General features: G+C 71.7%; 26 protein-coding genes. 10 read left to right on the top strand and 16 right to left on the bottom strand.

The genetic code is table 11. From position 1 onward, the window contains the following. Positions 1-1,275, bottom strand: coding sequence for a sensor histidine kinase (locus ACFQU3_RS08615; protein WP_385908703.1), 1,275 nt, complete (start codon positions 1,273-1,275; stop codon positions 1-3). 255 nt (positions 1,276-1,530) lie between these two features. Here ACFQU3_RS08615 and phoU point away from each other — a divergent pair, with 255 nt between their 5' ends. Then, complete coding sequence (phoU, locus tag ACFQU3_RS08610; RefSeq protein WP_385908701.1) at positions 1,531-2,241, top strand: phosphate signaling complex protein PhoU; 711 nt, start codon at positions 1,531-1,533, stop codon at positions 2,239-2,241. A gap of 127 nt (positions 2,242-2,368) precedes the next feature. Further along, positions 2,369-3,319: a type IV toxin-antitoxin system AbiEi family antitoxin domain-containing protein gene (locus ACFQU3_RS08605; RefSeq protein WP_385908700.1), complete on the top strand. Its 951-nt coding sequence runs from the start codon at positions 2,369-2,371 to the stop codon at positions 3,317-3,319. Between the two features lie 56 nt (positions 3,320-3,375). Here ACFQU3_RS08605 and ACFQU3_RS08600 read toward each other — a convergent pair whose 3' ends face one another. From ACFQU3_RS08600 to mshA, 3 genes are read right to left on the bottom strand one after another with little or no spacing between them, the layout of a single operon-like run. After that, on the bottom strand, positions 3,376-4,119 hold the full coding sequence (locus ACFQU3_RS08600) for a phosphoglyceromutase (RefSeq protein ID WP_188032481.1): 744 nt from the start codon (positions 4,117-4,119) through the stop codon (positions 3,376-3,378). A 24-nt stretch (positions 4,120-4,143) separates the two neighbouring features. Continuing rightward, the gene (locus ACFQU3_RS08595) at positions 4,144-4,671 is read right to left on the bottom strand and encodes a YbjN domain-containing protein (RefSeq protein WP_385908698.1); all 528 of its coding nucleotides are present in this window, start codon (positions 4,669-4,671) and stop codon (positions 4,144-4,146) included. Further along, entirely contained in the window at positions 4,668-5,981 is a 1,314-nt protein-coding gene (gene mshA / locus ACFQU3_RS08590) for a D-inositol-3-phosphate glycosyltransferase (RefSeq protein WP_385908696.1), read from the bottom strand. The genes ACFQU3_RS08595 and mshA overlap by 4 nt, the downstream gene beginning before the upstream one ends. Before the next feature lie 188 nt (positions 5,982-6,169). Here mshA and ACFQU3_RS08585 point away from each other — a divergent pair, with 188 nt between their 5' ends. Both ACFQU3_RS08585 and ACFQU3_RS08580 read left to right on the top strand, forming a co-directional pair. After that, the gene (locus tag ACFQU3_RS08585; RefSeq protein WP_385908694.1) at positions 6,170-6,970 is read left to right on the top strand and encodes a class I SAM-dependent methyltransferase; all 801 of its coding nucleotides are present in this window, start codon (positions 6,170-6,172) and stop codon (positions 6,968-6,970) included. Between the two features lie 118 nt (positions 6,971-7,088). After that, entirely contained in the window at positions 7,089-8,066 is a 978-nt protein-coding gene (locus tag ACFQU3_RS08580) for an MEDS domain-containing protein (RefSeq protein ID WP_385908692.1), read from the top strand. Between the two features lie 87 nt (positions 8,067-8,153). Here ACFQU3_RS08580 and ACFQU3_RS08575 read toward each other — a convergent pair whose 3' ends face one another. The 9 genes from ACFQU3_RS08575 to ACFQU3_RS08535 form a co-directional block, all read right to left on the bottom strand. Continuing rightward, positions 8,154-8,618, bottom strand: coding sequence for a phosphomannose isomerase type II C-terminal cupin domain (locus tag ACFQU3_RS08575; protein WP_385908690.1), 465 nt, complete (start codon positions 8,616-8,618; stop codon positions 8,154-8,156). Between the two features lie 75 nt (positions 8,619-8,693). After that, complete coding sequence (locus ACFQU3_RS08570; RefSeq protein WP_385908688.1) at positions 8,694-9,008, bottom strand: DUF2516 family protein; 315 nt, start codon at positions 9,006-9,008, stop codon at positions 8,694-8,696. 73 nt (positions 9,009-9,081) lie between these two features. Continuing rightward, positions 9,082-9,507, bottom strand: coding sequence for a D-aminoacyl-tRNA deacylase (gene dtd / locus ACFQU3_RS08565; RefSeq protein WP_385908686.1), 426 nt, complete (start codon positions 9,505-9,507; stop codon positions 9,082-9,084). Between the two features lie 7 nt (positions 9,508-9,514). Continuing rightward, entirely contained in the window at positions 9,515-10,510 is a 996-nt protein-coding gene (locus ACFQU3_RS08560; RefSeq protein WP_385908684.1) for an asparaginase, read from the bottom strand. A gap of 117 nt (positions 10,511-10,627) precedes the next feature. Next, on the bottom strand, positions 10,628-11,521 hold the full coding sequence (locus tag ACFQU3_RS08555; RefSeq protein WP_385908682.1) for a hypothetical protein: 894 nt from the start codon (positions 11,519-11,521) through the stop codon (positions 10,628-10,630). A 2-nt stretch (positions 11,522-11,523) separates the two neighbouring features. Continuing rightward, positions 11,524-11,997, bottom strand: a complete 474-nt coding sequence (locus tag ACFQU3_RS08550; RefSeq protein ID WP_385908680.1) for a helix-turn-helix domain-containing protein — start codon at positions 11,995-11,997, stop codon at positions 11,524-11,526. Positions 11,998-12,135: 138 nt separating this feature from the next. Further along, the gene (locus tag ACFQU3_RS08545) at positions 12,136-12,990 is read right to left on the bottom strand and encodes a 3-keto-5-aminohexanoate cleavage protein (RefSeq protein ID WP_385908678.1); all 855 of its coding nucleotides are present in this window, start codon (positions 12,988-12,990) and stop codon (positions 12,136-12,138) included. A gap of 35 nt (positions 12,991-13,025) precedes the next feature. Beyond that, positions 13,026-14,078 carry a YgfZ/GcvT domain-containing protein gene (locus ACFQU3_RS08540; protein ID WP_385908800.1) on the bottom strand — a complete coding sequence of 351 codons (1,053 nt, stop codon included), beginning with the start codon at positions 14,076-14,078 and terminating at the stop codon, positions 13,026-13,028. 28 nt (positions 14,079-14,106) lie between these two features. Further along, positions 14,107-14,604, bottom strand: coding sequence for an FABP family protein (locus ACFQU3_RS08535; protein ID WP_385908676.1), 498 nt, complete (start codon positions 14,602-14,604; stop codon positions 14,107-14,109). 23 nt (positions 14,605-14,627) lie between these two features. On the opposite strand from ACFQU3_RS08535, the gene ACFQU3_RS08530 reads away from it, so the two are divergent. Further along, positions 14,628-14,999, top strand: coding sequence for a DsrE family protein (locus ACFQU3_RS08530; protein ID WP_385908674.1), 372 nt, complete (start codon positions 14,628-14,630; stop codon positions 14,997-14,999). 79 nt (positions 15,000-15,078) lie between these two features. On the opposite strand, the gene ACFQU3_RS08525 is transcribed toward ACFQU3_RS08530, so the two are convergent. Together ACFQU3_RS08525 and ACFQU3_RS08520 are read right to left on the bottom strand one after the other, a co-directional pair. Continuing rightward, a complete protein-coding gene (locus ACFQU3_RS08525) occupies positions 15,079-15,936 on the bottom strand; it encodes a hypothetical protein (protein ID WP_385908672.1) in 858 nt (285 codons plus the stop codon). 6 nt (positions 15,937-15,942) lie between these two features. Beyond that, a complete protein-coding gene (locus tag ACFQU3_RS08520) occupies positions 15,943-16,191 on the bottom strand; it encodes a MoaD/ThiS family protein (RefSeq protein ID WP_385908670.1) in 249 nt (82 codons plus the stop codon). Between the two features lie 66 nt (positions 16,192-16,257). On the opposite strand from ACFQU3_RS08520, the gene ACFQU3_RS08515 reads away from it, so the two are divergent. Continuing rightward, entirely contained in the window at positions 16,258-16,983 is a 726-nt protein-coding gene (locus ACFQU3_RS08515) for a DNA-binding response regulator (RefSeq protein ID WP_385908668.1), read from the top strand. A gap of 104 nt (positions 16,984-17,087) precedes the next feature. On the opposite strand, the gene ACFQU3_RS08510 is transcribed toward ACFQU3_RS08515, so the two are convergent. Next, positions 17,088-18,890, bottom strand: coding sequence for a bifunctional metallophosphatase/5'-nucleotidase (locus ACFQU3_RS08510; RefSeq protein WP_385908666.1), 1,803 nt, complete (start codon positions 18,888-18,890; stop codon positions 17,088-17,090). A 136-nt stretch (positions 18,891-19,026) separates the two neighbouring features. Here ACFQU3_RS08510 and mshD point away from each other — a divergent pair, with 136 nt between their 5' ends. The 4 genes from mshD (at position 19,027) to pstS (ending at position 24,957) form a co-directional block, all read left to right on the top strand. After that, complete coding sequence (gene mshD, locus ACFQU3_RS08505) at positions 19,027-19,995, top strand: mycothiol synthase (protein WP_385908664.1); 969 nt, start codon at positions 19,027-19,029, stop codon at positions 19,993-19,995. A gap of 44 nt (positions 19,996-20,039) precedes the next feature. Beyond that, the gene (locus ACFQU3_RS08500) at positions 20,040-22,388 is read left to right on the top strand and encodes an RNA degradosome polyphosphate kinase (protein WP_385908662.1); all 2,349 of its coding nucleotides are present in this window, start codon (positions 20,040-20,042) and stop codon (positions 22,386-22,388) included. A 281-nt stretch (positions 22,389-22,669) separates the two neighbouring features. Further along, complete coding sequence (locus ACFQU3_RS08495) at positions 22,670-23,620, top strand: NUDIX domain-containing protein (RefSeq protein ID WP_385908660.1); 951 nt, start codon at positions 22,670-22,672, stop codon at positions 23,618-23,620. A 215-nt stretch (positions 23,621-23,835) separates the two neighbouring features. Further along, positions 23,836-24,957, top strand: coding sequence for a phosphate ABC transporter substrate-binding protein PstS (gene pstS / locus ACFQU3_RS08490; RefSeq protein ID WP_385908658.1), 1,122 nt, complete (start codon positions 23,836-23,838; stop codon positions 24,955-24,957). Positions 24,958-25,032: the final 75 nt, after the last annotated feature.

The raw sequence follows: 25,032 nt of genomic DNA, 5'->3' as shown, positions 1-25,032 counted from the left end.
TCAGGCGTTGACGGAGGGGGCGGCGCCCGACCCGCGCGCCGACTCCGGCGGTCGGGCCGTGGGCGGCGGGTCGGAGGACGGCGGGTCGGAGGACGGCGGGTCGGAGGACGGCCGGTCGGGCGCCGCGGAGGCGGGCTCGATCGCGGCGGACGCGTTGGCCGCGGGCAGCTCGATCGTGAAGGTCGAGCCACGGCCCGGCTCGGACCACACCGAGACGTTGCCGCCGTGGTTGTCTGCGACGTGCTTGACGATCGCCAGGCCGAGCCCGGTCCCGCCGGTCGTGCGTGAGCGGGCCGTGTCGACGCGGTAGAAGCGCTCGAAGATGCGCTGCTGCTCCTCGGCGGGGATGCCGAGTCCCTGATCGGTGACCGAGACGTCGATGACGCCGGCCCGCCCGCGGCGCACCATGACGCTGACGCGGGTGTTGTCCTCGGAGTAGGCGATCGCGTTGCCGATGAGGTTGCTGACGGCGGTCGTCACGAGCTCCGCGTCGCCCCAGATCTCGCAGCCTTCGTCGATGGCCGTCACGAGGTCGATCTGGTGCTCCTCGGCGAGCAGGCGACTGCGCTCGGTCGCATCCTGCGCGCACGCGCCGACGTCGATGATCGTCGGGTCCTTGACGGTGTCGGCACCCTGGAGCCGGGAGAGCTCCACGATCTCCTTGACGAGCCGGGTCAGGCGTTCGGACTCGACACTGATCCGCTTGGCGAAGCGCGCGACGGCTTCGGGGTCGTCGTGCGCGTGCAGCACGGCCTCGGCGAGGAGCGAGATGCCGCCGACGGGGGTCTTGAGCTCGTGGCTGACGTTGGCGAGGAAGTCGCGGCGGATCTCCTCGACGCGCGCCGCCTTCGACCGGTCCTCGACCAGGAGGAGCACGTGGTGGGCGCCGAGCGGGGCGACCCGGGCGGCGACGACGAGCCGCCCTTCGCCGATGCCCTTCTGGAGGGTCAGCTCGGCTTCGCGGATCAGGCCGTCACGGCGCACGGCGCGGGCCAGGTGCAGCAGTTCGGGGTGGACGAGCTCCTGGCCCCGGACGAGACCCTGGGCCACAGCCGCCGGCGAGTTGTTGACGACGCGGTCGGAGGAGTCGACGAGGATGCCGCTCGAGCGCAGGACGGCGATGACCTCACCGACGCCGGGAGGCAGCGGCGGGTCGGGCGGCGTCTGCGCCTCGGTCGCGGTCGACCGGTCCGACAGGCGCACGGCGACCATCGCCAGGCCGCCGAGGGCGAGGCCGGCGATTCCACCGAGCGTTGCCGCGGTCGTCGGATCCACGACACTCAGCGTACGCATCCAGCGGCGAGGCTCGGACCACCTGCGGCCCGCCCGTGCGCAGCGTGAACCCACTGTTCACCTGACGGTCCCCACGCATTCACGATGCCCTGCGAGCCTCTGCACCAGCGGGGGCCGTGTCACCCCCTCACGTATGTCGCCCGCGCACCTCGCGGTGGCACGCTGTTCCGACACGACCGCGCCGTCACGGCCCCACGACGGCGCCCGACGGCACGACCGGCAACTGACAGGAAGACCATGCGCGACCAGTTCCACGAGGACCTCGACACGATCTCGGACCAGCTCGTCGAGCTCACCCGTCTCGCCGGGTCCGCCATCTCCCGCGCCACGACCGCGCTCCTCGACGCGGACGTCCACCTCGCCGAGTCGGTCATCGAGGCAGACCGCAAGCTCGACGACATCCGCATCGATCTCGACGAGCTGTCGATCGACCTGCTCGCCCGCCAGCAGCCCGTCGCCACCGACCTGCGCATCGTCGTCACCGCGATGCACATGAGCTCGGACCTCGAGCGGATGGGCGACCTCGCACGCCACGTCGCCAAGGTGGCCCGACTGCGCACGCCCGACTCGGCCGTGCCCCCCGAGCTGCGCTCGCACATCCTGCAGATGGGTCAGGTAGCGGAGTCGATCGTGGCCAAGTGCGGCTCGATCATCGCGAGCAAGGACGTCGCCGCGGCCATCGCCCTCGAGAAGGACGACGACCAGATGGACGAGCTGCACCGGCAGCTCTTCGCCGCCCTGCTCGACGAGAACACGTCGTGGCCGCGCAGCGCCATCCTCGACCTGACCCTCGTCGGCCGCTACTACGAGCGCTTCGCCGACCATGCCGTGTCGGTGGCCCGGCGCGTCATCTACCTCGTCACGGGTGAGTACGACCAGACGGTCGACCACGAGGACGAGGAGGACGAGCAGACGGTGGCCGACCTCGAGCGCGGCACCACCGTCTGACCTCGACCAGACCCCGTGGAGGGTTGACGTTGCCCTGGCAGCGTCAGCCCTCCATTGCTGTCCGGACAGGGTCCGGGGCTGGGGACGGCGCGAGCACGGGATGACCGCGGACCGGCAGCATCAGTGGATGCGTCGAGACCTTCCATCGGTGGCCGCCGCGCAGCTCGGCCTCGTCACCCGCGCCCAGGCGCTCGGGGCCGGGCTCACCGAGGCGGCCGTCCGGTGGAGCGTCGAGTCGGGCCGGTGGGTCTGCGTCCAGCGAGGGGTCTACTCCACGTCGCCGGGCCACGACGACTGGCAGTCCCAGGCCCTCGCGGCGTTGCTGAGGATCGGGCTGCCGTCCGCGCTGTGCGGCCCGAGCGCCGGCTTCCTCTGGGGCCTCGTGCCACACCCGGGAGTCGACATCCACGTGGTCGTCCCGGTGGGCCGCCGACCCGAGACCACACCCGGCGTCGTCGTGAGCCGCAGCCGGTATGCGTTCGAGCGCACCGACGAGCGCGCGTGGCCGCACCGCATCGGCGTGGACCACACGGTGTTCGACCTCGCCCAGGGGCAGCCGCTCGACCGCGCAGTCGCCCTCGTCGCCAAGGCGGTCCAGACGCGGCGCACCACCGTGCGCAACCTGCGGTCGGCCCTGGGCCAGCGACCGAACCAGGCGCACCATGCCCTCCTGCTCGAGGTTCTCGACGACGTCGCAGCCGGCACGGAGAGCGCGGCAGAGCGGCGCTACACCCGCGACGTCGAGCGGGCGCACGGCCTCCCGTCAGCCGTCCGCCAGGCGGCCGGTGCCGGCGACACCCGGTGCGACAACGACTACGAGTCCGTGCGGGTCAAGGTCGAGGTCGACGGCAGGCTGGGACACGCGGGCTGGGCGAACCAGCAGCGGGACGGCCGTCGTGACCGCCGCAACGCCGGCGCCTCGTGGCTGACGGTCCGCGTCTACTGGAGCGATGTCGCGGTGACACCGTGCGACACCGCACTCGAGCTCGAGGCGGTGTTCCGGGGGCGCGGGTGGTCCGGACGGGCACGCCGGTGCAGGCGACGGGACTGCGCAGTCCGCAGGCGCGTGGAGGGTTGACGCTGCCTGGGCAGCGTCAACCCTCCACGAGCTCCCGCAGGGGTGGACCAGCCGGGTTAGCGGCCTTGGTTGGCGACGGCCGCGGCCGCCTCGGCTGCGGCCTCGGGGTCGAGGTAACGCCCACCCCGGGTCACGGGACGGAACTGCTCGTCGAGCTCGTAGACGAGCGGCATACCCGTGGGGATGTTGAGGCCGGCGATGTCGTCGTCGGAGATCTCGTCGAGCGTCTTGACGAGGGCCCGCAGCGAGTTGCCGTGGGCGGCGATCATGACGGTCAGGCCGTCGGCGAGGTCGGTCTGGATCTCCGTCTCCCAGTAGGGCGTCATGCGCTTGACGACGTCCTTGAGGCACTCGGTGCGGGGCATCGCCTCGCCGAGGCCGGCGTAGCGAGGGTCATCGGTCTGCGCGAACTCGTCGTCGAGGTCGATCGGCGGCGGCGGCACGTCGTAGGAGCGGCGCCAGAGCATGAACTGCTCCTCGCCGAACTCCTCGAGGGTCTGCTTCTTGTTCTTGCCCTGCAGCGCGCCGTAGTGGCGCTCGTTGAGGCGCCAGTCGCGCTTGACCGGGATCCAGTGACGGTCAGCCGCGTCGAGCGAGAGGTTGGCCGTGTTGATGGCCCGGCGCTGCACCGACGTGTGCACGATGTCGGGCAGGATGCCGGCCTCCTTGAGCTGCTGCCCGGCCTTGACGGCCTCGGCGCGGCCCTTGTCGGTGAGGTCGACGTCGACCCAGCCGGTGAAGAGGTTCTTGGCGTTCCAGTCGCTTTCGCCGTGGCGGACGAGGACGAGCGTGTAGGTCATGGCGGTCAGCCTAGCGACGCCCGTTCAGCCGCCCGAGCCGTCGTCCAGCAGGTGACGGAACGCCTCGAGGTTGCGGGTCGACTCGCCGCGCGACACCCGCCACGCCCACTCCTTCCTCATCGACCCCAGGAAGCCGAGCGCGAGCAGCTCGTTGAAGACGTCGTCGCTCGCGGCGAGCACCATCCCGAAGAGCTGGTCGAGGTGCTCGGCGTCGAGCGCCGACGTCGGCACCTCACCGCGCAGGTAGACGTCGCCGTCGGTGTCGATGGCGTACGCGAGGCCCTGCAGGCGAAGGTTCTTGCGAAGCAGGGTCCGGTAGAACACCTCGTGGTTCTCGTCCGGGTTGCGGATGACGAAGGCGCTGAGGCTCGTCGTCCGGTCGCGCACGAGCAGGGACAGCACGGTCTTGAGCTTCTTCTCGCCAGGCAGCGTGACGACGAGCTCCCCGGGGCGGCCACCGAGCTCCCACTCGAGGTCGACGGAGCCGAGGTATGCCGTGAGGCGGGCCTTGGCGTCCGCCGCCGGGGATCCCGCACGGTCGGGTGGGGTCACGGGATGACCGCAGTCGGGACGCCGACGAGGTTCTGGCCCTCGTCGATAGGCGACTCGTTGGAACCGTTGGCCCGCTCGCGGATGGCCTGTCGGTAGACGTCGAGGAGACGGTCGGTGGTGGCGGACCACCCGAACTGGGCGGCGTGCTCGACCGCGGCGGCGCCGAGGGCGAGTCGGCGGGCGTCGTCGCGGAGCAACCCGTCGACCGCGTCGGTCCAGTCGGCCGTGGCGTGGCCGTCGACGAGGACGCCGGCCTCACCGACGGCGGTCGGCAGGCCGCCGACGTGGGCGGCGACGACGGGCGTGCCGCAGGCCTGGGCCTCGATGGCGACGAGGCCGAACGACTCGGAGTAGCTCGGCACGACGACGACGTCGGCGGCGCGGTACCACTGCGCGAGCACCGGGCGCGGCGCGGGCTTGACGAAGCGCACGACGTCCTCGATGCCGAGGCTGCGGGCGAGCTCCTCGAGCTCGTGCGGCCGGGTGAGTCCGCTGCCGCTCGGCCCGCCGACGACGGCGACGGTGAGCTGTCCGCGGCGGGCCGGGTCGCGCGCCACCAGCTCACCGGCGACGCGCAGCAGGACGTCCGGCGCCTTGAGCGGCTGGATGCGGCCGACGAAGAGGAGCAGCTGCCCCTCGACCGGCAGGCCGAGCTCGCGGCGGGCGGCCACCCGGTCACCCGGCGTGAAGATCTGGAGGTCGACGCCCGGCGGCACGACGGAAACCTTGGCCGGCGGCGCGGCATACAGCTCGATGAGCTCACGCGCCTCGTCGTCGGTGTTGGCGATGAGCCGGTCGGCCGCCTCGACGACCTGGACCTCGCCGATCTCGCGGCCGCGCGGCTCGGGGCGGTCGCCGTCGGCCAGGTGGAGGTTCTTGACCCGCGCCATGGTGTGCATGGTGTGGACGAGCGCGACGCGCCAGCGGTCGGCAGCGAGCCACCCGACCTGGCCCGACAGCCAGTAGTGCGAGTGGACGAGGTCGTAGTGGTCCTCGGGGACCGAGAGACCCGCCTGCATGATGCCTGCGGAGAAGGCGCAGAGCTGTCCCGGCAGGTCCTCCTTGGCGAGGCCCTCGTAGGGGCCGGCGGTCACGTGGCGCACCCGCACCCCGGGCACGAGGTCGGCCTCGACGGGCGTGTCGCCGGTCGTGCGGCGGGTGAAGATGTCGACCTCGACGCCCCGCGCTGCGAGCTCCTTCGCGGTCTCGGCGACGTAGACGTTCAGGCCGCCCGCGTCACCCGTGCCGGGCTGCTCGAGCGGTGAGGTGTGGACGCTGATCATCGCCACGCGTCTGGGATCCGCCGTCATCGACGTCCTCTCTTCATCTCGCCATGCTCCTGCCTGGGCACTCCACCGACAACCCGTCTCGCGCTCTGTCGATTCCCGGGGCAGGGGCGGCGCGACGTCGCCACGCGGTCACACCGAACCGCGGCACCCCGGTGCCGCCCGTCCGGGCGTTCGGCTCACGCCCGCAGGCCGACGCGTAGGCTGCCCACGTGGCCGGCCGAGGACGCCCCGTCGGGACCATCACGCGGGGCACGACGAACCCGAACCGGCTGCGTCGGTGCGACCGCTGGATCGCCGGCCCCCAGGCGTGGCGGCTCCGTCGCAGCCCGACCCCGCCGGTCGTCGTCGACCTCGGCTACGGCGCGTCGCCCATCACCGCGGTCGAGCTGCACGACCGGCTCCGTCGCGTGCGCCCGGACGTGCAGGTCGTCGGCGTCGAGATCGACCCCGAGCGGGTCGCCGCCGGACGCCCGCTCGAGCGCGACGGGCTGACCTTCCGGCTCGGCGGCTTCGAGGTGCCGCTGGACGGTGGCGCCCGACCGACCGTCGTGCGCGCCTTCAACGTGCTGCGGCAGTACCCCGAGGACGAGGTGCCCGCCGCATGGGCGCTGGTGCAGCAACGCCTCGCACCGGGCGGCCTCCTCGTCGACGGCACCTGCGACGAGATCGGGCGCCGCGCCGCGTGGGTCGCCGTCGACGCCAGTGGCCCCGTGAGTCTGACGATCTCCCTGCGCATGGGTGGGCTCGATCGCCCGTCCGACGTCGCCGAGCGCCTGCCGAAGTCGCTGATCCACCGGAACGTGCCGGGCGAGCCCGTCCACGACTTCCTCATGGACCTCGACCGCGCCTGGGCGCGTAGCTCCCCCCAGTCCTCCTGGGGCGCCCGCCAGCGGTTCATCGCCATGGTGAGCGACGTCCGGGAACGGTGGCCGCTGCTCGACGGACCACCGCGCTGGCGACTCGGCGAGCTCACCGTGGACTGGTCTGCCGTCGCACCGCTCCTGCGCTGAGACTGCCCCTTGCGTCAGGGTTCGACCCGGTTCGGACGGGTTCTGGACGTGGTGCGGGTCGCTGTTTCACAGGTTGTGTCGCGGTCGTGGGCGATGGCGTCGGCGTACCATGAGGGCCATGTCGCACGGCGGCATGGCCGCGTCGGGGTCGGGTCATGCAGTGGGTTTCTACGCACTGGACAGTGAGGGTATCGACGCCGTCGCGCGTTTCGTCGCGTCCGGGTGGGACCTCGATGAGTGCGTCGTCCTCGTGTGCACGCGGGCGCACCGCACCGCTGTCGGCGACCTGCTCGTGAGCCGCGGATATGACCCGGTCGCTCGCGCCGGCGCGGGACGCTACCTGGTCCTCGACGCGCACGAGACCCTGCGTCAGCTGATCGTCGAGGGCCGCATCGACTCCGAGCACTTCATGAGGAGGGTCGGCGAGGTGCTGACCAAGGCGTCCGCAGCGGGCCGGCCCGTTCGCGCCTTCGGCGAGATGGTCGCGCTCCTCTGGGCGGACGATCAGGTCGACGCCGCCATCGACCTCGAGCTGCTGTGGAACGAGATCCTCAGCGAGCACGACTTCTCGCTCCTCTGTGCCTATCCCACGGGCGCACTGGACCACGCCGAGCTCGTCGACGTGCGTCGCGTCTGCGAGCTGCACACCGACCTGGCGTCCACGGGCTCCCCCGAGACGACCGGCAACGCCGCGTCAGCGGGTGGCCACGCCTGCTCGCGCGTCTACCTGCCGACGCCGGAGTCGGTCCCGGCGGCCCGGCACTTCGTCGTCGACGTGCTCCGGTCGTGGGGCCACGACGAGGTCTCTGCCGACGCGGCCCTCATCGTGTCCGAGCTCGCGACCAACGCCCTGCACCATGCCGCCTCGCCGTTCCGGGCCGTGGTGGACCGGCGCCGGGGTCGCCTGCGCATCGGTGTCGAGGACGCGACCCGCATACCCCTCGAGCGGCGCCAAGCCAGCGGCGACGACATCAGCGGACGCGGCGTCACGATCGTCGAGGCACTCTCCCGGCGCTGGGGCTACAGCCCGGTGCCCGGCGGCAAGGTCGTCTGGGCCGAGCTCTCGCTGGGGCCGAACCAGTCACGCGCCTGCTGAGGCGCGACGCCGGCGCCCCTCACCCCGGGCAGACACATGCCGCCGGGCGCGGGCCCGGCGGCACAGGTCGAGCACGACGCGCTGGCGTCAGCGGACGTAGTCGTCCTCGAGGCGCTGGATGTCGGACTCGTCGAAGTGACCGAAGCCGACCTCGAGAAGGCGACCGGGCTGGTCACCCGAGTTGCCCATGCGGTGGATGGCCCCGCGGGGCACCCACACGGTCTCACCGGGCTGCGCACTCCACGTGTCGTCGTTGACCGTGACGTCGATCGGCACGTCGAGGACCTGCCACATCTCCCCGCGGTGGTCGTGACGCTGGAGGGAGAGCCGGTGTCCGGGCTGCACCGTGATGATCTTGACGGTGACCTGCTCGTTGGAGACGAACTGCTGGAACTCACCCCACGGACGCTCCGCGACGAAGATGTCGTCGGTCGGGTTGCGGTCGCCCAGGTCGTAGTCGTCCGGCGTGTGGCTCGGGGTCGACTCGTGACGGTGGCCGTGGGCGTCGAGCTCGTGTTCGACGACGGCAGCAGCGGGCTGCTGGTCGGACATGGTTCTCCTATCGGTTGTGAATGCACCAGTGTGCCGTACGCGGCAGACCCGGTGCCCCCAGCGGTGGCGCTGGGGTCACCACCCGGTGTTGGAACGACCCCCGAGGCCACGCACCTGGCGCAGCGCGGGACGCACGTCGGCGAGGTACACCGCGGCGCCGACGAACGCGATCAGCCCGAAGAGGTTGAGCGGGTTGAAGAGCGTCACGAAGCCGATCGCCAGCGCGACGCCGAGCAGCACGAGCCAGAAGGTCCGCGTGCGCTTGCCGGCGGCGACGTAGGCGTTCTCGGGATGACGCAGGGAGTCCACGAACGCGAACACCTCGCAGCCCAGCGCGACAGCGCCGAGGAGGGTGAGGACGACGTTCTGGAACCCCAGGTACAGCTGCATGGGGGAAGCGTAACCCGGCCGTATGCCGTGGGGCCCCACTCTGCGCACCCCCGGCCGGGCAGTGGGTCACGGTTCAGGCGTCGACGACGAGCGTGACGGGCCCGTCGTTGACGAGCGAGACCTCCATCATCGCCCCGAACCGGCCCTGCTCGACCTCGAGCCCGCGGGCCCGCAGGGCGGCGACGAGGTCGGCGATGACGGGCTCGGCGACCGGGCCGGGTGCGGCTGCGCTCCACGACGGCCGGCGCCCCTTGCGGGTGTCGGCGTACAGCGTGAACTGGCTGACGACGAGGACGGGCGCCCCGGCATCGGCCAGGCTCTGCTCGTCGCGCAGGATGCGCAGCTCTGCGATCTTGCGGGCCATCCGGTCGACCTGCTCCGGGCCGTCGTCGTGCGTCACCCCGACGAGCGCGAGCAGGCCCGGCCGGTCGATCGCGCCGACGACCTCGCCGTCGACCTCGACCCGGGCGTTCGTGACCCGCTGGAGCACCGCCCGCACGGTGGCCTCAGACGCCCACGGCGACGACGGCGCCCACCGGCTGGCCGTGGCCGAGCACCGGCTGCCGCTCGAGCACCGCGAGCACCTCGTCGCCGCCGACGCCGATGCGGCGCAGGACGGCCGCGAGCAGGACGCTCCGCGCGCGTGACGAGCCGTCGGCGACCTTGACGGCGATGCCCCGGCCGTCGCGCAGGCCCACGGCGTAGACGGCTTCCGCGCCGTCCTTGGCGACGAGCCCGTCGATGCCACGGATCAGCGCGGTCACGTCGCGGTGGGTGCCTCCCAGGTACTCGGGGAAGTCGCGGATCGCGGTGGCCACCTTTACCTCGGGCCCTTCGGTCGCGGCGGCGAGGCGCCCGAACGAGTGGGCAAGGGCGCGCAGCGGCACGGCGTGGATCGGGGCCCCGCAGCCGTCGACGGCCACCGCACTCGGCTCGACCCCGGTGAGCTCGCGCACGGTCTCGGCCACTGCGAGCTGCAGTGGGTGCGCAGGGTCGCGGTACGTCGCGAGGTCCCAGCCGTTGGCGACGCAGGTGGCGAGCATCGACGCGTGCTTGCCCGAGCAGTTCTGCACGATGGACTGCTTCGGCCGGCCGTCTGCGATCCACGCGATGCGCGCGGCGTCGTCGTACGGGTAGTCGGGCGTGTTCTGCAGGTCGGCCTCGGTCAGACCGGCACCGGCGAGGATCTCTCGGGCCGCCTCGACGTGGAAGGGCTCACCCGAGTGGCTGGCGCACGCGAGCGAGAGCAGCCGGCCGTCGGTCTGCAGGCCGTGGCGCACCATGGCGAGCGCCTGGAGCGGCTTGCTCGAGCTGCGCGGGAAGACCGGCCCGCTCGCGTCGCCGACCTGCAGCTCGACCGATCCGTCGGGCGCCGTGACGACTGCCGTGCCGTGGTGGACCGACTCGACGAACCCGCCGCGAACGACGTGGGCGACGATCGGGGCAGCCGCGACGGCGGCGCTGGCGGGGTTGGTGGACACGGACGCGAGATCATCGGGCACGTCCCGCAGTATGCCGGAGCGGCCGCGACCTGCCCCGGCCGGCCGCACCGTGCCGGGTGACGGCGACACGACGAGGCCGCCACCCTCATGGGTGGCGGCCTCGTCCCTGCCGGTCGATCAGGCCTTCTTGGCGGCCTTCTTGGCGGGGGCCTTCTTCGCGACGGTCGTCGTCGCCTTCTTGGCCGGCGCCTTCTTCGCGGACGAGGTGCGGGCGGCGACCTTGCGGGTCGTCGTGGCCTCGGTCTCGTTGGCCTTGCGCGTCGCAGCGGCCTTCTTCGCAGACGACGAGCGGACCGCCTTCTCGTGCTCGGCGGTGCGCTGCGGCGCGACCGGCGCGGCGGCGGACTCGATGGCCTCGGCCGACGTCGAGACCTGCGCGCCGACCTTCGAGGCGTCCTTCACGACGACGTCGAGCAGGCTCTGCGCGACCTTCTCGCCCTCGTTGACAGCGGTCTCGGCCACGTGACGGCCACGGGTCACGGTCGCCGTGCCGCGCTCGGCGAGGTCGAACGCCGTGCGCTCGCCCTGGGCGCGGAGGTCGGTGACGACCTTCTCACCGCGGGCCGCGGCGGCGTCGTACTGGTCCTTGGCGTTGCTCGCGATGACGAGACCCTCGTTGAGGACGCGGGCCGGGAGGTCCTGGGCCTGCGTGACGAAGCGGTCGGCATACTTCGTCGCGAGCTTCTGGAGCTCGAGCGTGCGGCCCTGCAGGTCGACGATGCGCTTCTGGAGCTCCTTCTGCAGCTGGTCGGCCTCCTTCTTGGCGCCTCCCCGGACGTCGACGCCCTTGGCCTGCCGGCGGGCGGCCTCGAGCTGCTCGCCGGCGGCGCGGACGGTGTCGATGGCGATGTTCGCGGCGCCGACTACGGCGTAGAACGGCGTCGGGTCGACCGTGACCTCGGGCAGCTTGCCGTCGAGGTGGCCGAGCTGGTCACGCACGTCGGCGACAACCGCCTCGGCCTGCTTCTGGGCATCCTTGACGGCCTGGGTGATCTTCTTGTTGAGAGCCATGCTCAGTTCTCCTTCTCGTTGAGCTCGGGGGTCGCGTCAGCGGTGGCGCTGCGCGACGGGCGCCGGCGGTCTGCTGCGGCCGGCGCGGGTCTGGTCTTGGGCGTGCTTCGGGACGTCGTCTCGTCCTCGCCGACGAACGACAGGTAGATGTCGACGAGCACCCCGCGCTGCCGGTCGGTGAGGACCGGGTCGGCGGCGATGGCGGAGAGGACGTCAGGCACGGCCACAGGGTCGTGGTCGGCGACCCTCTCGTCGAGGATGCCGGCCCGGACGTAGAGCGACTCGGCGGAGACCTGGAGTCCCTTGGCGATCTGCTGCAGGATCTCGGCGCTGGGGCGCTTGAGCCCGCGCTCGATCTGCGACAGGTAGGGGTTGGAGACGCCCGCCATCTCGGCAAGCTGGCGCAGCGACAGCTGGGCACTCTCGCGCTGCTCGCGCAAGTAGGCCCCGAGGTCGGGTAGCGGAAGCTTGCTCATGCCCCCATTGTGCTAACTGCAGCAAGCAAAATGCAAACTGTGGACAGCGTGAGCCGTCCCACACCTGTCGCCGGCGCAGCAAAGTGCCCACTCGACCTGTCGCGTCGAGTGGGCACTTTCACCCGGGTCGGAGGCGCGTCAGCGGGTGCGCCGGTCCTTGATGGCCAAGGCCGCGCGAGCCTCGGTCGTCGACATCGGCGGACGCTGCATGATCGTCGCGATCTCCGCGGCCCGCGCCACGAGCTCGCGGTTGTGCTCGACGGGCCGGCCCTTGGCGTACATCAGGTTGTCTTCCATGCCGACGCGCAGGTGGCCGCCCGCCGCGAGGGCCGCGGCGAGGATCGGCAGGTGCGCACGGCCGATGCCGGTCGCCGACCAGCTCGTCACCCCGGGCGGCAGCATCGCGACGCCGGCGAGCAGCGCCTGCGGCGTGCCCGGCATGGAACCCGGCACGCCGGTCACGAAGTCGACGTGCACCTTGCCGCCGAAGGGCAGGCCGCACTCGTCGATGAGCCGGCGCAGGGCGTGGACGTGGCCGAGCTCGAAGAGCTCGAACTCCGGCACGACCTCCCGTTCCTGGGCCTGCGTGTAGAGGTCGACCATGAAGCCCCACGGGTTGAGGAAGACGCCGTCGCCGAAGTTCGTCGTGCCGCACGTCAGCGAGCACGAGTCGGGGTCGGCGTCGAGGACCGTCAGGCGCTTCTCGAGCGGGTCGGTGATCGAGCCGCCCGTCGAGAGCTGGACGACGAGGTCAGTCGCCTCGCGCACCCCGGCCACGGCCTCCTTGAGGAACGCCGGGTCGAGCGTGGGCTCGTGCTCGCGGTCACGGACGTGGATGTGGATGAGCGCAGCGCCCGCCTGCTCGCACGCGACGGCGGTCTCGACGAGCTCTTCCGGCGTCGTGGGCAGCGCAGGGACGTCTGCCTTCGCGGTCTCGGCGCCCGTCGGGGCGACGGTGATCAGGGTGCTCGCGGCGGTGCGTGCGGTGCTCATGGCGCACATCCTGCCAGCGCCGGGGGCACCGTCTGTCAGGGGGCGACGATCGTCGTCTGCGCCGCCGAGAGGTCGTCGACCAGCAGCTCCAGCGTCGGGTCGGTGTTGCGCTTGATGACGGCGAGCGCGATCGGCCCGTCGACGTGGTGGCGGCCCACCGACGTGACGTGGCCGACGACGCGGTCACCCGCGCGGACCTCGCTCCCCCGGTCCGGCAGGATGTGTCCCGAGCCGTCGAGGTGGAGGAAGACGAGACGCCGCGGCGGTCGCCCGAGGTTGTGCACGCGCGCGACGGTCTCCTGCCCCCGGTAGCAGCCCTTGTGCAGGTGCACGGCGGTGCGCAGCCAATCGACCTCGTGCACGATCGTGCGGTGGTCGGTCTCGAGTCCGAGCCGCGGACGCCAGGCCGCGATACGCAACGCCTCGGCGGCCCACAGACCTGCGAGGGGCCGATCGGCCACTGCGGCAACGAGATCCGCGCGGGGCACGATGACCTCGCGCCAGGCGCGCTCGGTGCCGGGGTGCTCGTCGACCGGGCCGTATGCCGTCGTGTCGCCGACGAGGTCGGGCCAGGGGTCGCGCCACGCCAGGGGCTCGCCGGCGGCCGACTCGCTCGCGTGGGGCTCGCCGAGAACGGCCCACGCGTCGGTGACGATCGCGACCTCGACCCGGAGCATGAACTTCATGCGGTCGAGCCACTCGGCGAGCGCCGGGCCGGCGCCGGGCTCGGTCGTGACCCACGTCGTCCCGCCGTCGTCGACGAGGTGCAGTGAGTGTTCGACGTGGCCCTTCGGCGTCAGGATCAGGGCCTCTCGTGACTGACGCGGCTCGAGCCCGAGCAGGTGCTGCGTGGTCAGCGAGTGGAGCCAGGTGAGCCGGTCGGGGCCGGTCACCGTGACGACGTCGCGGTGCGACAGGTCCACGACGGCGAGGCCCTCCTCGAGGAGGCGCTGCTCGCGCATCGGGTCGCCGTAGTGGAGGGCGACGGCCGACTCGAGACCCTCGCCGGCCACGGCTCCGGGCCGCGACAGCAGTGGGCTCCTCGAGGCCGTCGGGGTCGGCCGGGTGGGCAGCTCCACGTCGCTCATGTCGGGTGGAACGCTCACGGCGTCCGCCTCATTCCACGCGCTTGAGGGTGGCGGACACGTGGCTCTGCAGCTCCTTGCCGACGGCCGCCATGTCCATGACCCACATCAGCTGGGACTCGACGAGGCCGTACATCCGCGTCGCCGCGTTGTACTCCTTGGCGCCGGGCGAGCGCAGCACGCCGTCGGTGCGGAGCTGGATCTTGGCCGGCTCGATCTGGCCGTAGTAGAGCTCGAGGATGCCAGTCGGGTGGGCGAGGAGCAGCTCGACCTCGCCGTTCTCGAGCGGGCGCCAGAAGCCGGACTCGACGGCGGCCGGCCGCACCTTGGACCCGTTCTCGGAGTCGAGGATCCAGGCCTTGCTCTCCCACTTGAGGAAGCCGCGCCCGTCGTGCGTCACCTCGACCTCCTGGCCGAAGTGCGCCGACTCGATCGTCGGGTAGCCGACGACCCCGGCTCCCTCCCAGCGTCCGATGAGCCACGCGAGGGGGCGCAACGGCTCCGGGATGTCCTGGTCGAGGTTGAACATGCGCCCGATCGTAGCCTGATCCCATGGACACCCCCGCACGCTCACTCGTCGTCAAGGTCACCGCCGGAACCGAGGCGCCAGAGCGCCTCTCGCAGGCCTTCACGGTCGCCGCCACAGCCGTCGCGAGCGGGGTCGACGTGTCCCTCTGGCTGACCGGCGAGTCCACCTGGATGGCCGTCCCCGGCCGTGCCGAGCAGTTCGAGCTGCCGTATGCCGCCCCGCTCGTCGAGCTGCGCGACGCGGTGCTCGCGGGTGGTCGGCTCACCGTCTGCACGCAGTGCGCGGCGCGCCGCGAGCTCACCGAGGACCAGCTCGTCGAGGGCGCCGTCATCAAGGGCGCGGCCGTCTTCGTCGAGGAGGCCATGGCCCCGGGCGTCCAGGCCCTCGTCTACTGATCCGCCGGGCCGCGAATGTTGGCCCCTCGAGGGTGAGGAGGCCGCGAAAGCTGGCCTCTCGACGGTTGAGAGAGGGGGCTCAGGTGAGAATGGAGAAGACGTGCACGACGGCGCCGACCGCGAGCACCGAGCCGGCGCCGGCACCGATCTGGCCGCGCAGCGTCAGCATCGCCGGCTGGAGCGCGAGGACCCGGCGAAAGGACCACGAGACGGTGCCGACGGCGGCGCCGATGCCGACCGCCTCGAGCGCACCGACCTCGGCGACCCGCGTGGTCGCGACGACGGCGGCGAGCACGGCCGCGACGAGCGCGACGATCCCGAGCAGCGGCGCTGCGGCCCGCACCCCGGCGAGCAGGTCGGTGACGACGGCGGCGCCGACGGCGGCCATAGCGACGACCGCCACCGCCTGGCCGCGGTCGCTGTTGGCGGCGACGACGGCGGTGGTGCCCGACGCGATGACGACGAGCCCGGCGAACGCCGAGAGGAGGGTCAGCACGAGACCCTCGCGCCCGGTGCGGCGCACGAGCTGCCCGAAGAAGGCGAGGACGACGCCGAACGCGGCGGCGGCCGGAACCCACAACAGGTCCTCGCGGAGCGCGCTCAGCACCATCGCGACGGCGGCGACGGCGAGCACGACGGTCGTCGCCATCGGCGTGAACGACCCCGTGAGGACGGGCCAGCCCCAGGCGACCGCGAGGGCCAGCACGAGCGTCACGGCCAACGTGGCGGCATACCCGGTGCCCTGGGCGAGCAGGAGTGCGACCGCGGCGACGAGCGTCGAGGCGACGCTGGCCCAGCGGACGCGGTCGGCGCCGACCGGCGTGAGCGGCAGCCGGAGCGACCCGCCGACGACGCCGCCCGGGACGTCGCGCGAGGCCCCGTCGTCGTCGGGGCCGGGCTCGCGGAGGGCCGCACTGTCCTCAGGCACGGGGGTCATTGTGCATCACCCGCCGGCGAACGGCGGCAGGACCTCGACCGTCGCGCCGTCGCCGACCGACGCCTCGCGCGTCACCTTGCGGCCGTCGAGCAGGAAGCTCGCGACCCGTGCCACGCGTGCCAGCTCCGGGTGCGCTGCCACGGCAGCGTCGACGACCGCACCCACGGTGTCGCCCGCGAGGACTTCGCCGTCGGTGCCCGCAGCAGCGCGGGCCGCGGCCCAGTAGCGCACCGTCACCGTCGTGGTCGCGGGCATCTCACTCCGTCTCATGGTTCACCAGGTCCCGTCCCTGCGTGACCAGTCTCGCCTATCCTGCAGGAGATGGCCCGACTGCTGCTGCTGACCAACGCGCTCGCCCCGAGCGCCGAGGTGCTGCCTGCCCTCGGCCTGCTGAGCCACACGGTCCGCATCCTGCCCGCCGAGGCCACCGCGCTCGTCGACTCGCCCGACTGCGACGTCGTCATCATCGATGCGCGCCGGGAGCTGGCGAGTGCACGCTCGCTCTGTCGGGTCCTGCGCACGACGGGGATCGGCACTCCCCTGCTGGCCGTCCTCACCGAGGGCGGCCTCGCTGGTCTCACGGCCGAGTGGGGCCTCGACGACGTGCTGCTCGACTCCGCAGGCCCGGCGGAGGTGGACGCCCGACTGCGCCTGGCCATGACGAAGGGTCAGGACGACGAGGCCGACCTGGACATGCCGATCACCTCGGGCGAGCTCGTCATCGACGAGGCCAGCTACTCCGCGAGGTTCCGGGGCCACCCGCTCGACCTGACCTACAAGGAGTTCGAGCTCATCAAGTACCTCGCGCAGCACCCCGGCCGTGTCTTCACGCGAGCCCAGCTGCTGCAGGAGGTCTGGGGCTACGACTACTACGGCGGCACGCGCACCGTCGACGTCCACGTGCGGCGCCTGCGCGCCAAGCTCGGCCCGGACCACGAGGCCCTCATCGGCACGGTCCGCAACGTCGGCTACCGCCTCGTGCCCGACCGCGCCGGTCAGGCCGTCCCCGTGACCAGCCCCCAGCAGGCGACCCACCCCGTCGAGTGAGCGGGCGGCCCGGCCCCCTGGTGGGGACCGGGCCGTCGCGCTCGGTGGGGTGTGCCGCTGGGCCGGCCCGGCGGCATACCCCTGCGGTCAGTGACCCCCGAGGCTCACGGGACGAACGTGACCCGGTCGAGCGGGCCGGGAACGTACGGCGAGTGCGCCTCGAGGTAGTCCGCGAACGCGTCGATGTCGAGTCCGCCGAAGTAGACGTGGGCGCCGCCCCGGAAGGCCGGGAAGCCGTCGCCGCCGTCGGCGAGGAAGTTGTTCGTCACGATCCGGTAGGTCGCGGCCGGGTCGAGCGCGACGCCGTTCAGCTTCACGTCCGAGACGGTCACCCGGTTGTGGGTGTACGTCAGGCCCGCGCTCGTGGCGAGCACGTAGGGACGCGCGGGCGCCCCGGCCGAGTTGATGAACTGCTGGTTGAGCACCTTGATGATCTGTTCACCAGTGAGGTCCATCGAGACGAGAAAGTTGTTGAACGGCTGCACCGTGAACGCGGCCTCGTAGGTCACGTCGCCAGCAGCGTTCTCCACGAGGTCTGCCCGGATCCCGCCCGGGTTCATGAACGACACGACCGGAGCAACGCCACCCGGCGCGATCGTCGACGTGTCCGCGAGCTGGGCGTCGGCGATGAGGTCCCCGAGCGGCGACTCGCCGGCCGCGTTGGCCGTGCGGCTGAGCACGGAGCCCTCGATCTGGCCGATGACCCGGTTCGCGATGGCCGAGACGAGCGTCTTGTACTTCGCGATGAGGGCCGTCTGCGCCGGGTCCTTGGCGACGGTGCGCTCGACGATGTGGTTGTCCGAGTCGGCCATCGTCGGGCGGACGATGTCAGAGGTGCGACGGTCGTACGTCACCGTCGTGTCGGTGTACAGACGACCGAACGACGAGGCGGAGGTGACGAGACGCGGCTTGCCGACCGGGTCGGGCAGCGTGCACACGTAGGGCTGGTGCGTGTGGCCCGACACGACCATGTCGATGGCCGGGTCGAGGTGGGCGTTGATGTCGACGAGCGCGCCGGAGATCGACCCGCCGGCCTGGCAGGCCCAGTCGTAGGACTTGCCGCTCTGCGTCGGTGCCGCGCCCTCGTGCAGCAGCACGACGATCGCGTTGACCCCCTGCTCCTTGAGCAGCGGCACCAGTGCGTTGGCGGTCTCGGCCTCGTCCTTGAACGTGAGGCCGGCGACCCCGGATGCCGTGACGATGCTCGGCGTGCCCTCGAGGGTCATGCCGATGAAGCCGATCTTGGCGCCGTTGAACGTCTTCACCGTGTACGCCGGCAGGATCGTCTTACCGGTCGAGGTCTCGACGACGTTTGCCGCGAGCATGTCGAAGTCCGCGCCACCGAACACACCGTCCGGGCAGGAGTTCTGGTTGTTCGCGCCGTCGCCATCGTCGATGCAACCGCCGGACGCAAGGCGCTGAAGCTCCTTGTAGCCCTCGTCGAACTCGTGGTTGCCCACCGACGTGACGTCGAGGCCGAGCTTGTTCATCGCCTCGACCGTCGGCTCGTCGTGGAACGCGGCGGACAGGAGCGGGGAAGCGCCGACGATGTCACCGGCGGCGACGGTCAGCGAGTACGGGTGGCCCTTGCGCGCCTGGGCGAGCTCGGTCGCGAGGTACTCGACGCCGCCGGCGTTGACGAAGTTGATCTGCTCCGTGCGGTTGCCGTCATTGTCGATGTCGTCGACGTCCGTATAGAAGTGGTCGATCGTGATGCGACCACTGGAGCCGCTCGGCGCCTCCAGGTTCCCGTGGAAGTCGTTGAACGACAGGATCTGAAGGTCCATCAGCGGGCCTTGGGAGTTGCCCTTGGAGTCCGCGGTGGCGGCGAGGGCAGGTGCCGCGAGGGCCGCCGCGCAGATTCCTGCGATGGCGACCCCGGCGATGCGGCGGGCGGAACGGGACATGTCTTCCCCTTGTTCATCGATGGTGAACGTGCCGTGGGCACGGGGGGAGGCTAACCCTCGCCGTGGCCGAAATGGGGCTTCGGCACGTGGCAGTCTGGTGAGGACAGGCCGGCGAGGGCCTGTGGTGGAATGCCGTATGCCGCGCCCGACGGTCGCCCTGCGCGACGCGACGACCCCGCTCACGCCGATCGAGGCCGAGGCGGTGCTCGCGCTGGCCCGCGACGCGGCGACTGCCGACGGGTCGCAACCGCTGTCCGAGCAGTTCCGGCTGTCCGTGCGGGCCCGTGACGTCGACGGCGTGGTGCACGTACTCGCCCTCTCCCCCGACGGCGCCCTCGTCGGCTACGCACAGTGCCGCACCGGTGACGGCCCGGCGTCCGCCGAGCTCGTCGTCGCGCCGTCGGCCCGCCGGGAGGGCGTGGGCACGGCCCTGCTCGCGGCGCTGCCGGACGGCATGCGCCTCTGGAGCCACGCGACGGGCAGCGCCGCGTCCGGGGCATCGTCCTTCGCAGCGGCGCGCGGCCTCGTGCCGGTGCGGTCGCTCCATGTCATGGGCCGCTCGCTGCGCAGTGGACCCGCGTGGCCGTCTCCGTCGCTCGACCCGAGGTATGCCGTGCGCTCCTTCGAGCCCGGGCGTGACGAGGACGCGTGGCTGGCGCTCAACGCCGCAGCGTTCGCGCACCACCCGGAGCAGGGGTCGCTGCGCCGCGCTGACCTCGAGCAGCGGATGGCCGAGCCGTGGTGGGACCCGGCCGGGCTCATCCTCGTCGTCGAGGCGGACGACCCGGACGTCCTCGCGGCGTCGCACTGGACGAAGGTCGACCCGCCAGGAGGTGAGGTCGGGGAGGTCTACGTGGTGGCCGTCTCGCCGGACCGTCAGGGCCAGGGTCTCGGCCGGGCCGTCACGGTGCTCGGCCTCGACCACCTACGTGGCCTCGGCCTCGACCGGGTCGTTCTCTACGTCGACGAGGACAACGTCGCGGCGGTGCGCACCTACGCGACCCTCGGCTTCGAGGACCTCGAGGTGCACCGCCAGTTCGCCCGGCCGGCGGCAGACGTCGCCGGGGCCGAGCCCACCGACCCCACCGAGCCCACCGACCACTGAGATGTGTTCACCCTCCCGTCGCCTTTCGGTGCCACGATGAACACATGAGCACCGGCAGCCTCACCACGACCGACCTCGACGAGCACGGCGCGTCGCCCGTCGACGAGCGCGACAGGTTCGCGGACGACGCGACGTCCGAGTCGGGACCAGAGACGGGCTCCGAGTCGGGCTCCGAGGCGGCCGAGGTCAGCTCGTTCACGAGCACCGTCCCGAACCGTCGCGTCACGGCCCGCGCACCCAACGGCCGCTTCGTCGGCCCGGGCGCCGCCACCGACCACGAGGGCGACCTGCCGGCCGACCGGTACCTCGAGCGGGAGCTGTCCTGGCTGCAGTTCAACGAACGGGTGCTCCAGCTCGCGATGGACCCGGCCGTGCCGCTCCTCGAGCGCACCCGCTTCCTCGCCATCTTCGCCGACAACCTCGACGAGTACTTCATGGTCCGGGTCGCGGGCCTCAAGCGACGCATCGCGACGGGCCTCGCGGTGCGCACCGCGGCCGGCCTCGAGCCACGCGAGCTCATCGAGCGGATCGCCCGGCTCGCGCACGAGCTGATGCATCAGCACGCCGGCGTCTTCCAGCACGACGTGCGCCCCGCGCTGGAGGACGAGGGCATCACCGTCGTGCGCTGGGACGACCTCGACGACGACGACCGGGAGCCACTGCACTACTTCTTCGCCGACCGCGTCTTCCCGGTGCTGACGCCGCTCGCCGTCGACCCCGCGCACCCGTTCCCCTACATCTCGGGGCTCTCGCTCAACCTCGCGGTGCTGCTGCAGAACCCGAAGACAGGCAGCGAGCACTTCGCCCGCGTCAAGGTGCCGCCGAGCCTGCCCCGCTTCATCCTCGTCGAGGAGGACGTCGACTCCGAGGTGGACCGCAAGCGCTTCGTGCCGCTCGAGGACGTCATTGCGAGCCACCTCGACCAGCTCTTCCCCGGGATGCTCGTGCAGGAGCACTTCTCGTTCCGCGTCACCCGCAACGAGGACCTCGAGGTCGAGGAGGACGACGCCGAGAACCTCCTCACCGCCCTCGAGAAGGAGCTGACCCGGCGTCGCTTCGGGCCCCCGATCCGTCTGGAGGTCGAGGAGGAGATCGACCCCAAGGTCCTCGACATGCTCGCGCGCGAGCTGCAGATCAGCGAGCGCGAGATCTACCGTCTTCCCACCCCGCTCGACCTGCGGGGCCTGTTCACCGTCGCCGACGTCGACCGCTCCGACCTCGAGTTCCCGAAGTTCTTCCCCCGCACCCACCCCGACTTCGCGCCGACCGAGAGCGCGAAGGCCATCGACCTGCTCACGGCGGTGCGCCACAAGGACGTCCTGGTCCAGCACCCCTACAACTCCTTCTCGACGTCGGTGCAGGCGTTCATCGAGCAGGCCGCGAACGACCCGAAGGTCCTCGCGATCAAGCAGACGCTCTACCGCACGTCGGGTGACTCGCCGATCATCGACGCCCTCATCGACGCCGCCGAGGCCGGCAAGCAGGTTCTCGCCGTCGTCGAGATCAAGGCCCGCTTCGACGAGGTCAACAACATCTCGTGGGCCCGCAAGCTGGAGGAGGCGGGTGTCCACGTCGTCTACGGCGTCGTCGGTCTCAAGACCCACGCGAAGCTGTGCCTCGTCGTGCGGCAGGAGTCCGACGGCCTCGTGCGCTACTGCCACATCGGCACGGGCAACTACAACCCGAAGACGGCGCGCGTCTACGAGGACTTCGGCCTCTTCACGACCGACCCGCAGGTCGGCGAGGACCTCTCGCGCCTGTTCAACCTGCTGTCGGGCTTCGCGCCGCGCAGCAAGTTCAAGCGCCTGCTCGTCGCGCCCCGGTCGGTGCGCTCGGGCCTCGTCGACCTCATCGAGGACGAGATCGGGATCCACCTGGCACGCGCCAAGGGCGCCCAGCCGGGACGCATCGTGCTCAAGGCGAACTCGATCGTCGACGAGGCGCTCATCGACGCCCTCTACCGAGCGAGCATGGCCGGGGTCCGCGTCGACATCTGGGTGCGGGGCATCTGCGCGTTGCGTCCGGGCGTCGAGGGCCTGTCCGAGAACGTTCGGGTGCGCTCGATCCTCGGCCGCTTCCTCGAACACTCGCGGGTCTTCTGGTTCGAGCACGGCGGAGACCCGCAGGTCTACATCGGCAGCGCCGACATGATGCACCGCAACCTCGACCGCCGCGTCGAGGCCCTCGTGCGCATCGCCGACCCGGGGCACATCGTCGAGCTCGCCGACCTCGTGGACCTCGCCTTCGCCGAGACGACCTCGCGCTGGGACCTCGGCTCTGACGGCCGGTGGGTGCGCCACCACCTCGCCGAGTCGGGCGAGCTCCTCGACGACCTCCAGGAGAAGCTCATCGAGCGCCACGACAAGCGCCGTCGCAAGGCCCGGCGCCGCTGACGGCGCCCCCACTGGGGTGCGGGTCGTGTCGCCCACGGTGAGGACGCGGCCACCTTCCCGCGGTGCGATGGACCCTGTGCATTGAGTCAACAAGTGACTCAACAGAGGCACGACGGCGCCCGAAGGCTCGCGGGGCGCCGCGTGAGTCACCCAGCGACCCAGTGCACAGCGTGCGCGACCACAGCGCTCGCCGTCCGAGGCGCGCAGCGAGCGCCGGCCCGGATCCGGCACGCCGGCCCATGGGCCGCCTTTCGGTCGCCGCGTCGGGCAGACTGGCGCGCGTGGCCTCAGTGATCCCAGCCGCCGGCACGCTGCCGTGGCGCCGTCGTGACGGACAGCTGCAGGTCGCGATCGTCCACCGGCCGAAGTACGACGACTGGTCGTGGGCCAAGGGCAAGCTCGACCCGGGCGAGCACCCGAGTGTGGCTGCCGCGCGCGAGACCCTCGAGGAGACCGGTCTCGTCGTCCGTCTCGGTCTGCCGCTGCCGTCGGCCGAGTACCCAGTGCTCGACGCGACCGGCGGGCCGGCCACGAAGCAGGTGCACTACTGGGCGGCCAAGGTCGTGGGGGGCGACGGCGTGCTCGAGCACGAGATCGACGAGGTGGCCTGGGTCGACGTGCGCACGGCGCACGACCGCCTCGACTACGCGCGCGACCGCGAGCAGCTCCTCGCGCTCGTCCGCGCCGACCGCGCGGACGAGCTGCGCACCTGGCCGATCGCGCTCGTGCGGCACGCCAAGGCGAGGCCGCGCGGCAAGTGGGACGGCGACGACCGCCGACGCCCCCTCGACGCCGTCGGCCACGAGCAGGCCCGCACCGTGGCCGCCGTCCTCGGGGCCTACGGCGTGACGCGCGTCGTGTCGTCCTCCTCGGAGCGTTGCGTCTCCACCGTCGAGCCGTATGCCGTGGGGCGCGGGCTGCGCCTGCGGACGCGGGACGCGCTCTCGGAGGAGCACTTCGCCGAGAGCCCCGTGGGGGCCCTCGCCCAGGTCGCACGGCTCCTCGAGAAGGGCGACCCGTCGGCCCTGTGCACCCACGGGCCCGTCCTGCCGAGCATCATCGAGAAGCTGCAGGCTCGTGTCGCCCACTCCCTCGAACGCGGCCCCGTCGTGGCGGAGCAGCTGCGAGCCGCCGCGGACGACTCGCTGCACAAGGGCGAGGTGCTCGTCTGCCACGTCGTCGGCAAGGGCGAGGACGCCCGCGTCGTCGACGTCGAGCACATCCACACCTGACCGCGAAACCTTCATGGTCTGCCTGTTCGCAGGGCCCCGCATCCCGAGCCGGCGCCGGACGCCAAGCCGTCGACCGCCGTTCACCCGCCGTTAACCGCACGTGGGCGGCTGGTCATCCGGCGGACCTATCTTCGCGATGGATCAACTGTCCAGCAGCGTCGCTCGGCACGTCCCGAACGACCACCCAGAACATCCCATCGAGAGGGAACACACTCGTGTCTGTTTCGCGTATCAGCGCTCTCGGCGCCATCGCCCTGTCCGGCGCTCTTGCGCTCTCGGCCTGCGCGTCCGAGAACAACGGTGCTGCCCCCGGCGCCGGCTCGACCGCCGCCGGCTCGACCGCCGCGGGCGACTGCTTCTCCGGCGACCTCAAGGCGGAGGGCTCCTCGGCCCAGAAGAACGCCATCGACGAGGCCATCTCGGCGTACCAGGAAGCCTGCAGCGACGCCAACATCGACTACCAGCCCACGGGCTCCGGCGCCGGCATCAAGCAGTTCATCGCCAAGCAGGTCGACTTCGCGGGCTCCGACTCGGCGCTCAAGACCGAGCCGAAGGACGGCAAGATCGAGGCCGACGACGCGAAGGCCGCCTGCGGCTCCGACGCGTGGAACCTGCCGATGGTCACCGGCCCCATCGCCATCGCGTACAACGTCAAGGGCGTCGACAAGCTCACGCTCGACGCCGAGGTCGCCGCGAAGATCTTCGACGGCAAGATCACGGCCTGGAACGACCCGGCCATCGCCGCGCTCAACTCGGGGGTCACGCTGCCCTCGACGCCGATCAAGGTGTACTTCCGCTCCGACGAGTCGGGCACGACGGAGAACTTCACGAAGTACCTCAAGGGCGCCGCGCCCGACGCCTGGTCCTACGAGACCGGCAAGAAGTGGACCGGCAAGGGTGAGGGCAAGGAGAAGTCGGCCGGCGTCGCCACGGCGACGAAGGGCCAGGACGGCGGCATCACCTACGTCGAGCTCTCCTACGCCCAGCAGAACCAGCTCAAGACGGCCGCCATCGACACCGGTGCCGGCCCGGTCGAGCTGACCGCTGAGTCGGCTGGCAAGACGGTCGCCACCGCCAAGCAGACCGGCACCGGCAACGACCTCGCGCTCAAGATCGACTACGCCACCAAGGAGGCCGGTGCCTACCCGATCGTCCTCGTGACCTACGAGATCGTCTGCTCGAAGTACGCCGACGCCGAGACGGGCAAGAAGGTCAAGAGCTTCCTCAAGACCTTCGCGTCCGACGACGTGCAGAAGAGCCTCGCCGAGCAGGGCTACGCGCCCCTGCCGACCGAGGTCGCGAGCAAGGTCAAGACCGCGGTCGACGCGATCTCCTGATCCATCCGTCCGGCTGGTCCGGAGCACACCGGACCAGCCCACAACGCAGGGGCGGGCGCCGCACTCGGCGTCCGC

Source organism: Terrabacter sp. GCM10028922, from assembly GCF_042666095.1.
GTDB lineage: Bacteria > Actinomycetota > Actinomycetes > Actinomycetales > Dermatophilaceae > Terrabacter.
The sequence above is the reverse complement of the archived record's forward strand: the minus strand, read 5'-3'. Positions and strand labels throughout refer to the sequence as shown.

Bases quoted from the DNA above. Each gene is read 5' to 3' on its own strand.
- ACFQU3_RS08530 (WP_385908674.1), top strand. From the start codon at position 14,628: ATGGACACCCCCGCACGCTCACTCGTCGTCAAGGTCACCGCCGGAACC.
- ACFQU3_RS08545 (WP_385908678.1), bottom strand. From the start codon at position 12,990: ATGAGCACCGCACGCACCGCCGCGAGCACCCTGATCACCGTCGCCCCG.
- ACFQU3_RS08525 (WP_385908672.1), bottom strand. From the start codon at position 15,936: ATGACCCCCGTGCCTGAGGACAGTGCGGCCCTCCGCGAGCCCGGCCCC.
- ACFQU3_RS08500 (WP_385908662.1), top strand. From the start codon at position 20,040: ATGAGCACCGGCAGCCTCACCACGACCGACCTCGACGAGCACGGCGCG.
- ACFQU3_RS08605 (WP_385908700.1), top strand. From the start codon at position 2,369: ATGCGTCGAGACCTTCCATCGGTGGCCGCCGCGCAGCTCGGCCTCGTC.
- ACFQU3_RS08600 (WP_188032481.1), bottom strand. From the start codon at position 4,119: ATGACCTACACGCTCGTCCTCGTCCGCCACGGCGAAAGCGACTGGAAC.
- mshD (WP_385908664.1), top strand. From the start codon at position 19,027: ATGCCGCGCCCGACGGTCGCCCTGCGCGACGCGACGACCCCGCTCACG.
- ACFQU3_RS08575 (WP_385908690.1), bottom strand. From the start codon at position 8,618: ATGTCCGACCAGCAGCCCGCTGCTGCCGTCGTCGAACACGAGCTCGAC.
- ACFQU3_RS08540 (WP_385908800.1), bottom strand. From the start codon at position 14,078: ATGAGCGACGTGGAGCTGCCCACCCGGCCGACCCCGACGGCCTCGAGG.
- ACFQU3_RS08580 (WP_385908692.1), top strand. From the start codon at position 7,089: ATGTCGCACGGCGGCATGGCCGCGTCGGGGTCGGGTCATGCAGTGGGT.
- ACFQU3_RS08550 (WP_385908680.1), bottom strand. From the start codon at position 11,997: ATGAGCAAGCTTCCGCTACCCGACCTCGGGGCCTACTTGCGCGAGCAG.
- ACFQU3_RS08570 (WP_385908688.1), bottom strand. From the start codon at position 9,008: ATGCAGCTGTACCTGGGGTTCCAGAACGTCGTCCTCACCCTCCTCGGC.
- ACFQU3_RS08510 (WP_385908666.1), bottom strand. From the start codon at position 18,890: ATGTCCCGTTCCGCCCGCCGCATCGCCGGGGTCGCCATCGCAGGAATC.
- mshA (WP_385908696.1), bottom strand. From the start codon at position 5,981: ATGACGGCGGATCCCAGACGCGTGGCGATGATCAGCGTCCACACCTCA.
- ACFQU3_RS08515 (WP_385908668.1), top strand. From the start codon at position 16,258: ATGGCCCGACTGCTGCTGCTGACCAACGCGCTCGCCCCGAGCGCCGAG.
- phoU (WP_385908701.1), top strand. From the start codon at position 1,531: ATGCGCGACCAGTTCCACGAGGACCTCGACACGATCTCGGACCAGCTC.
- ACFQU3_RS08535 (WP_385908676.1), bottom strand. From the start codon at position 14,604: ATGTTCAACCTCGACCAGGACATCCCGGAGCCGTTGCGCCCCCTCGCG.
- ACFQU3_RS08520 (WP_385908670.1), bottom strand. From the start codon at position 16,191: ATGCCCGCGACCACGACGGTGACGGTGCGCTACTGGGCCGCGGCCCGC.
- ACFQU3_RS08555 (WP_385908682.1), bottom strand. From the start codon at position 11,521: ATGGCTCTCAACAAGAAGATCACCCAGGCCGTCAAGGATGCCCAGAAG.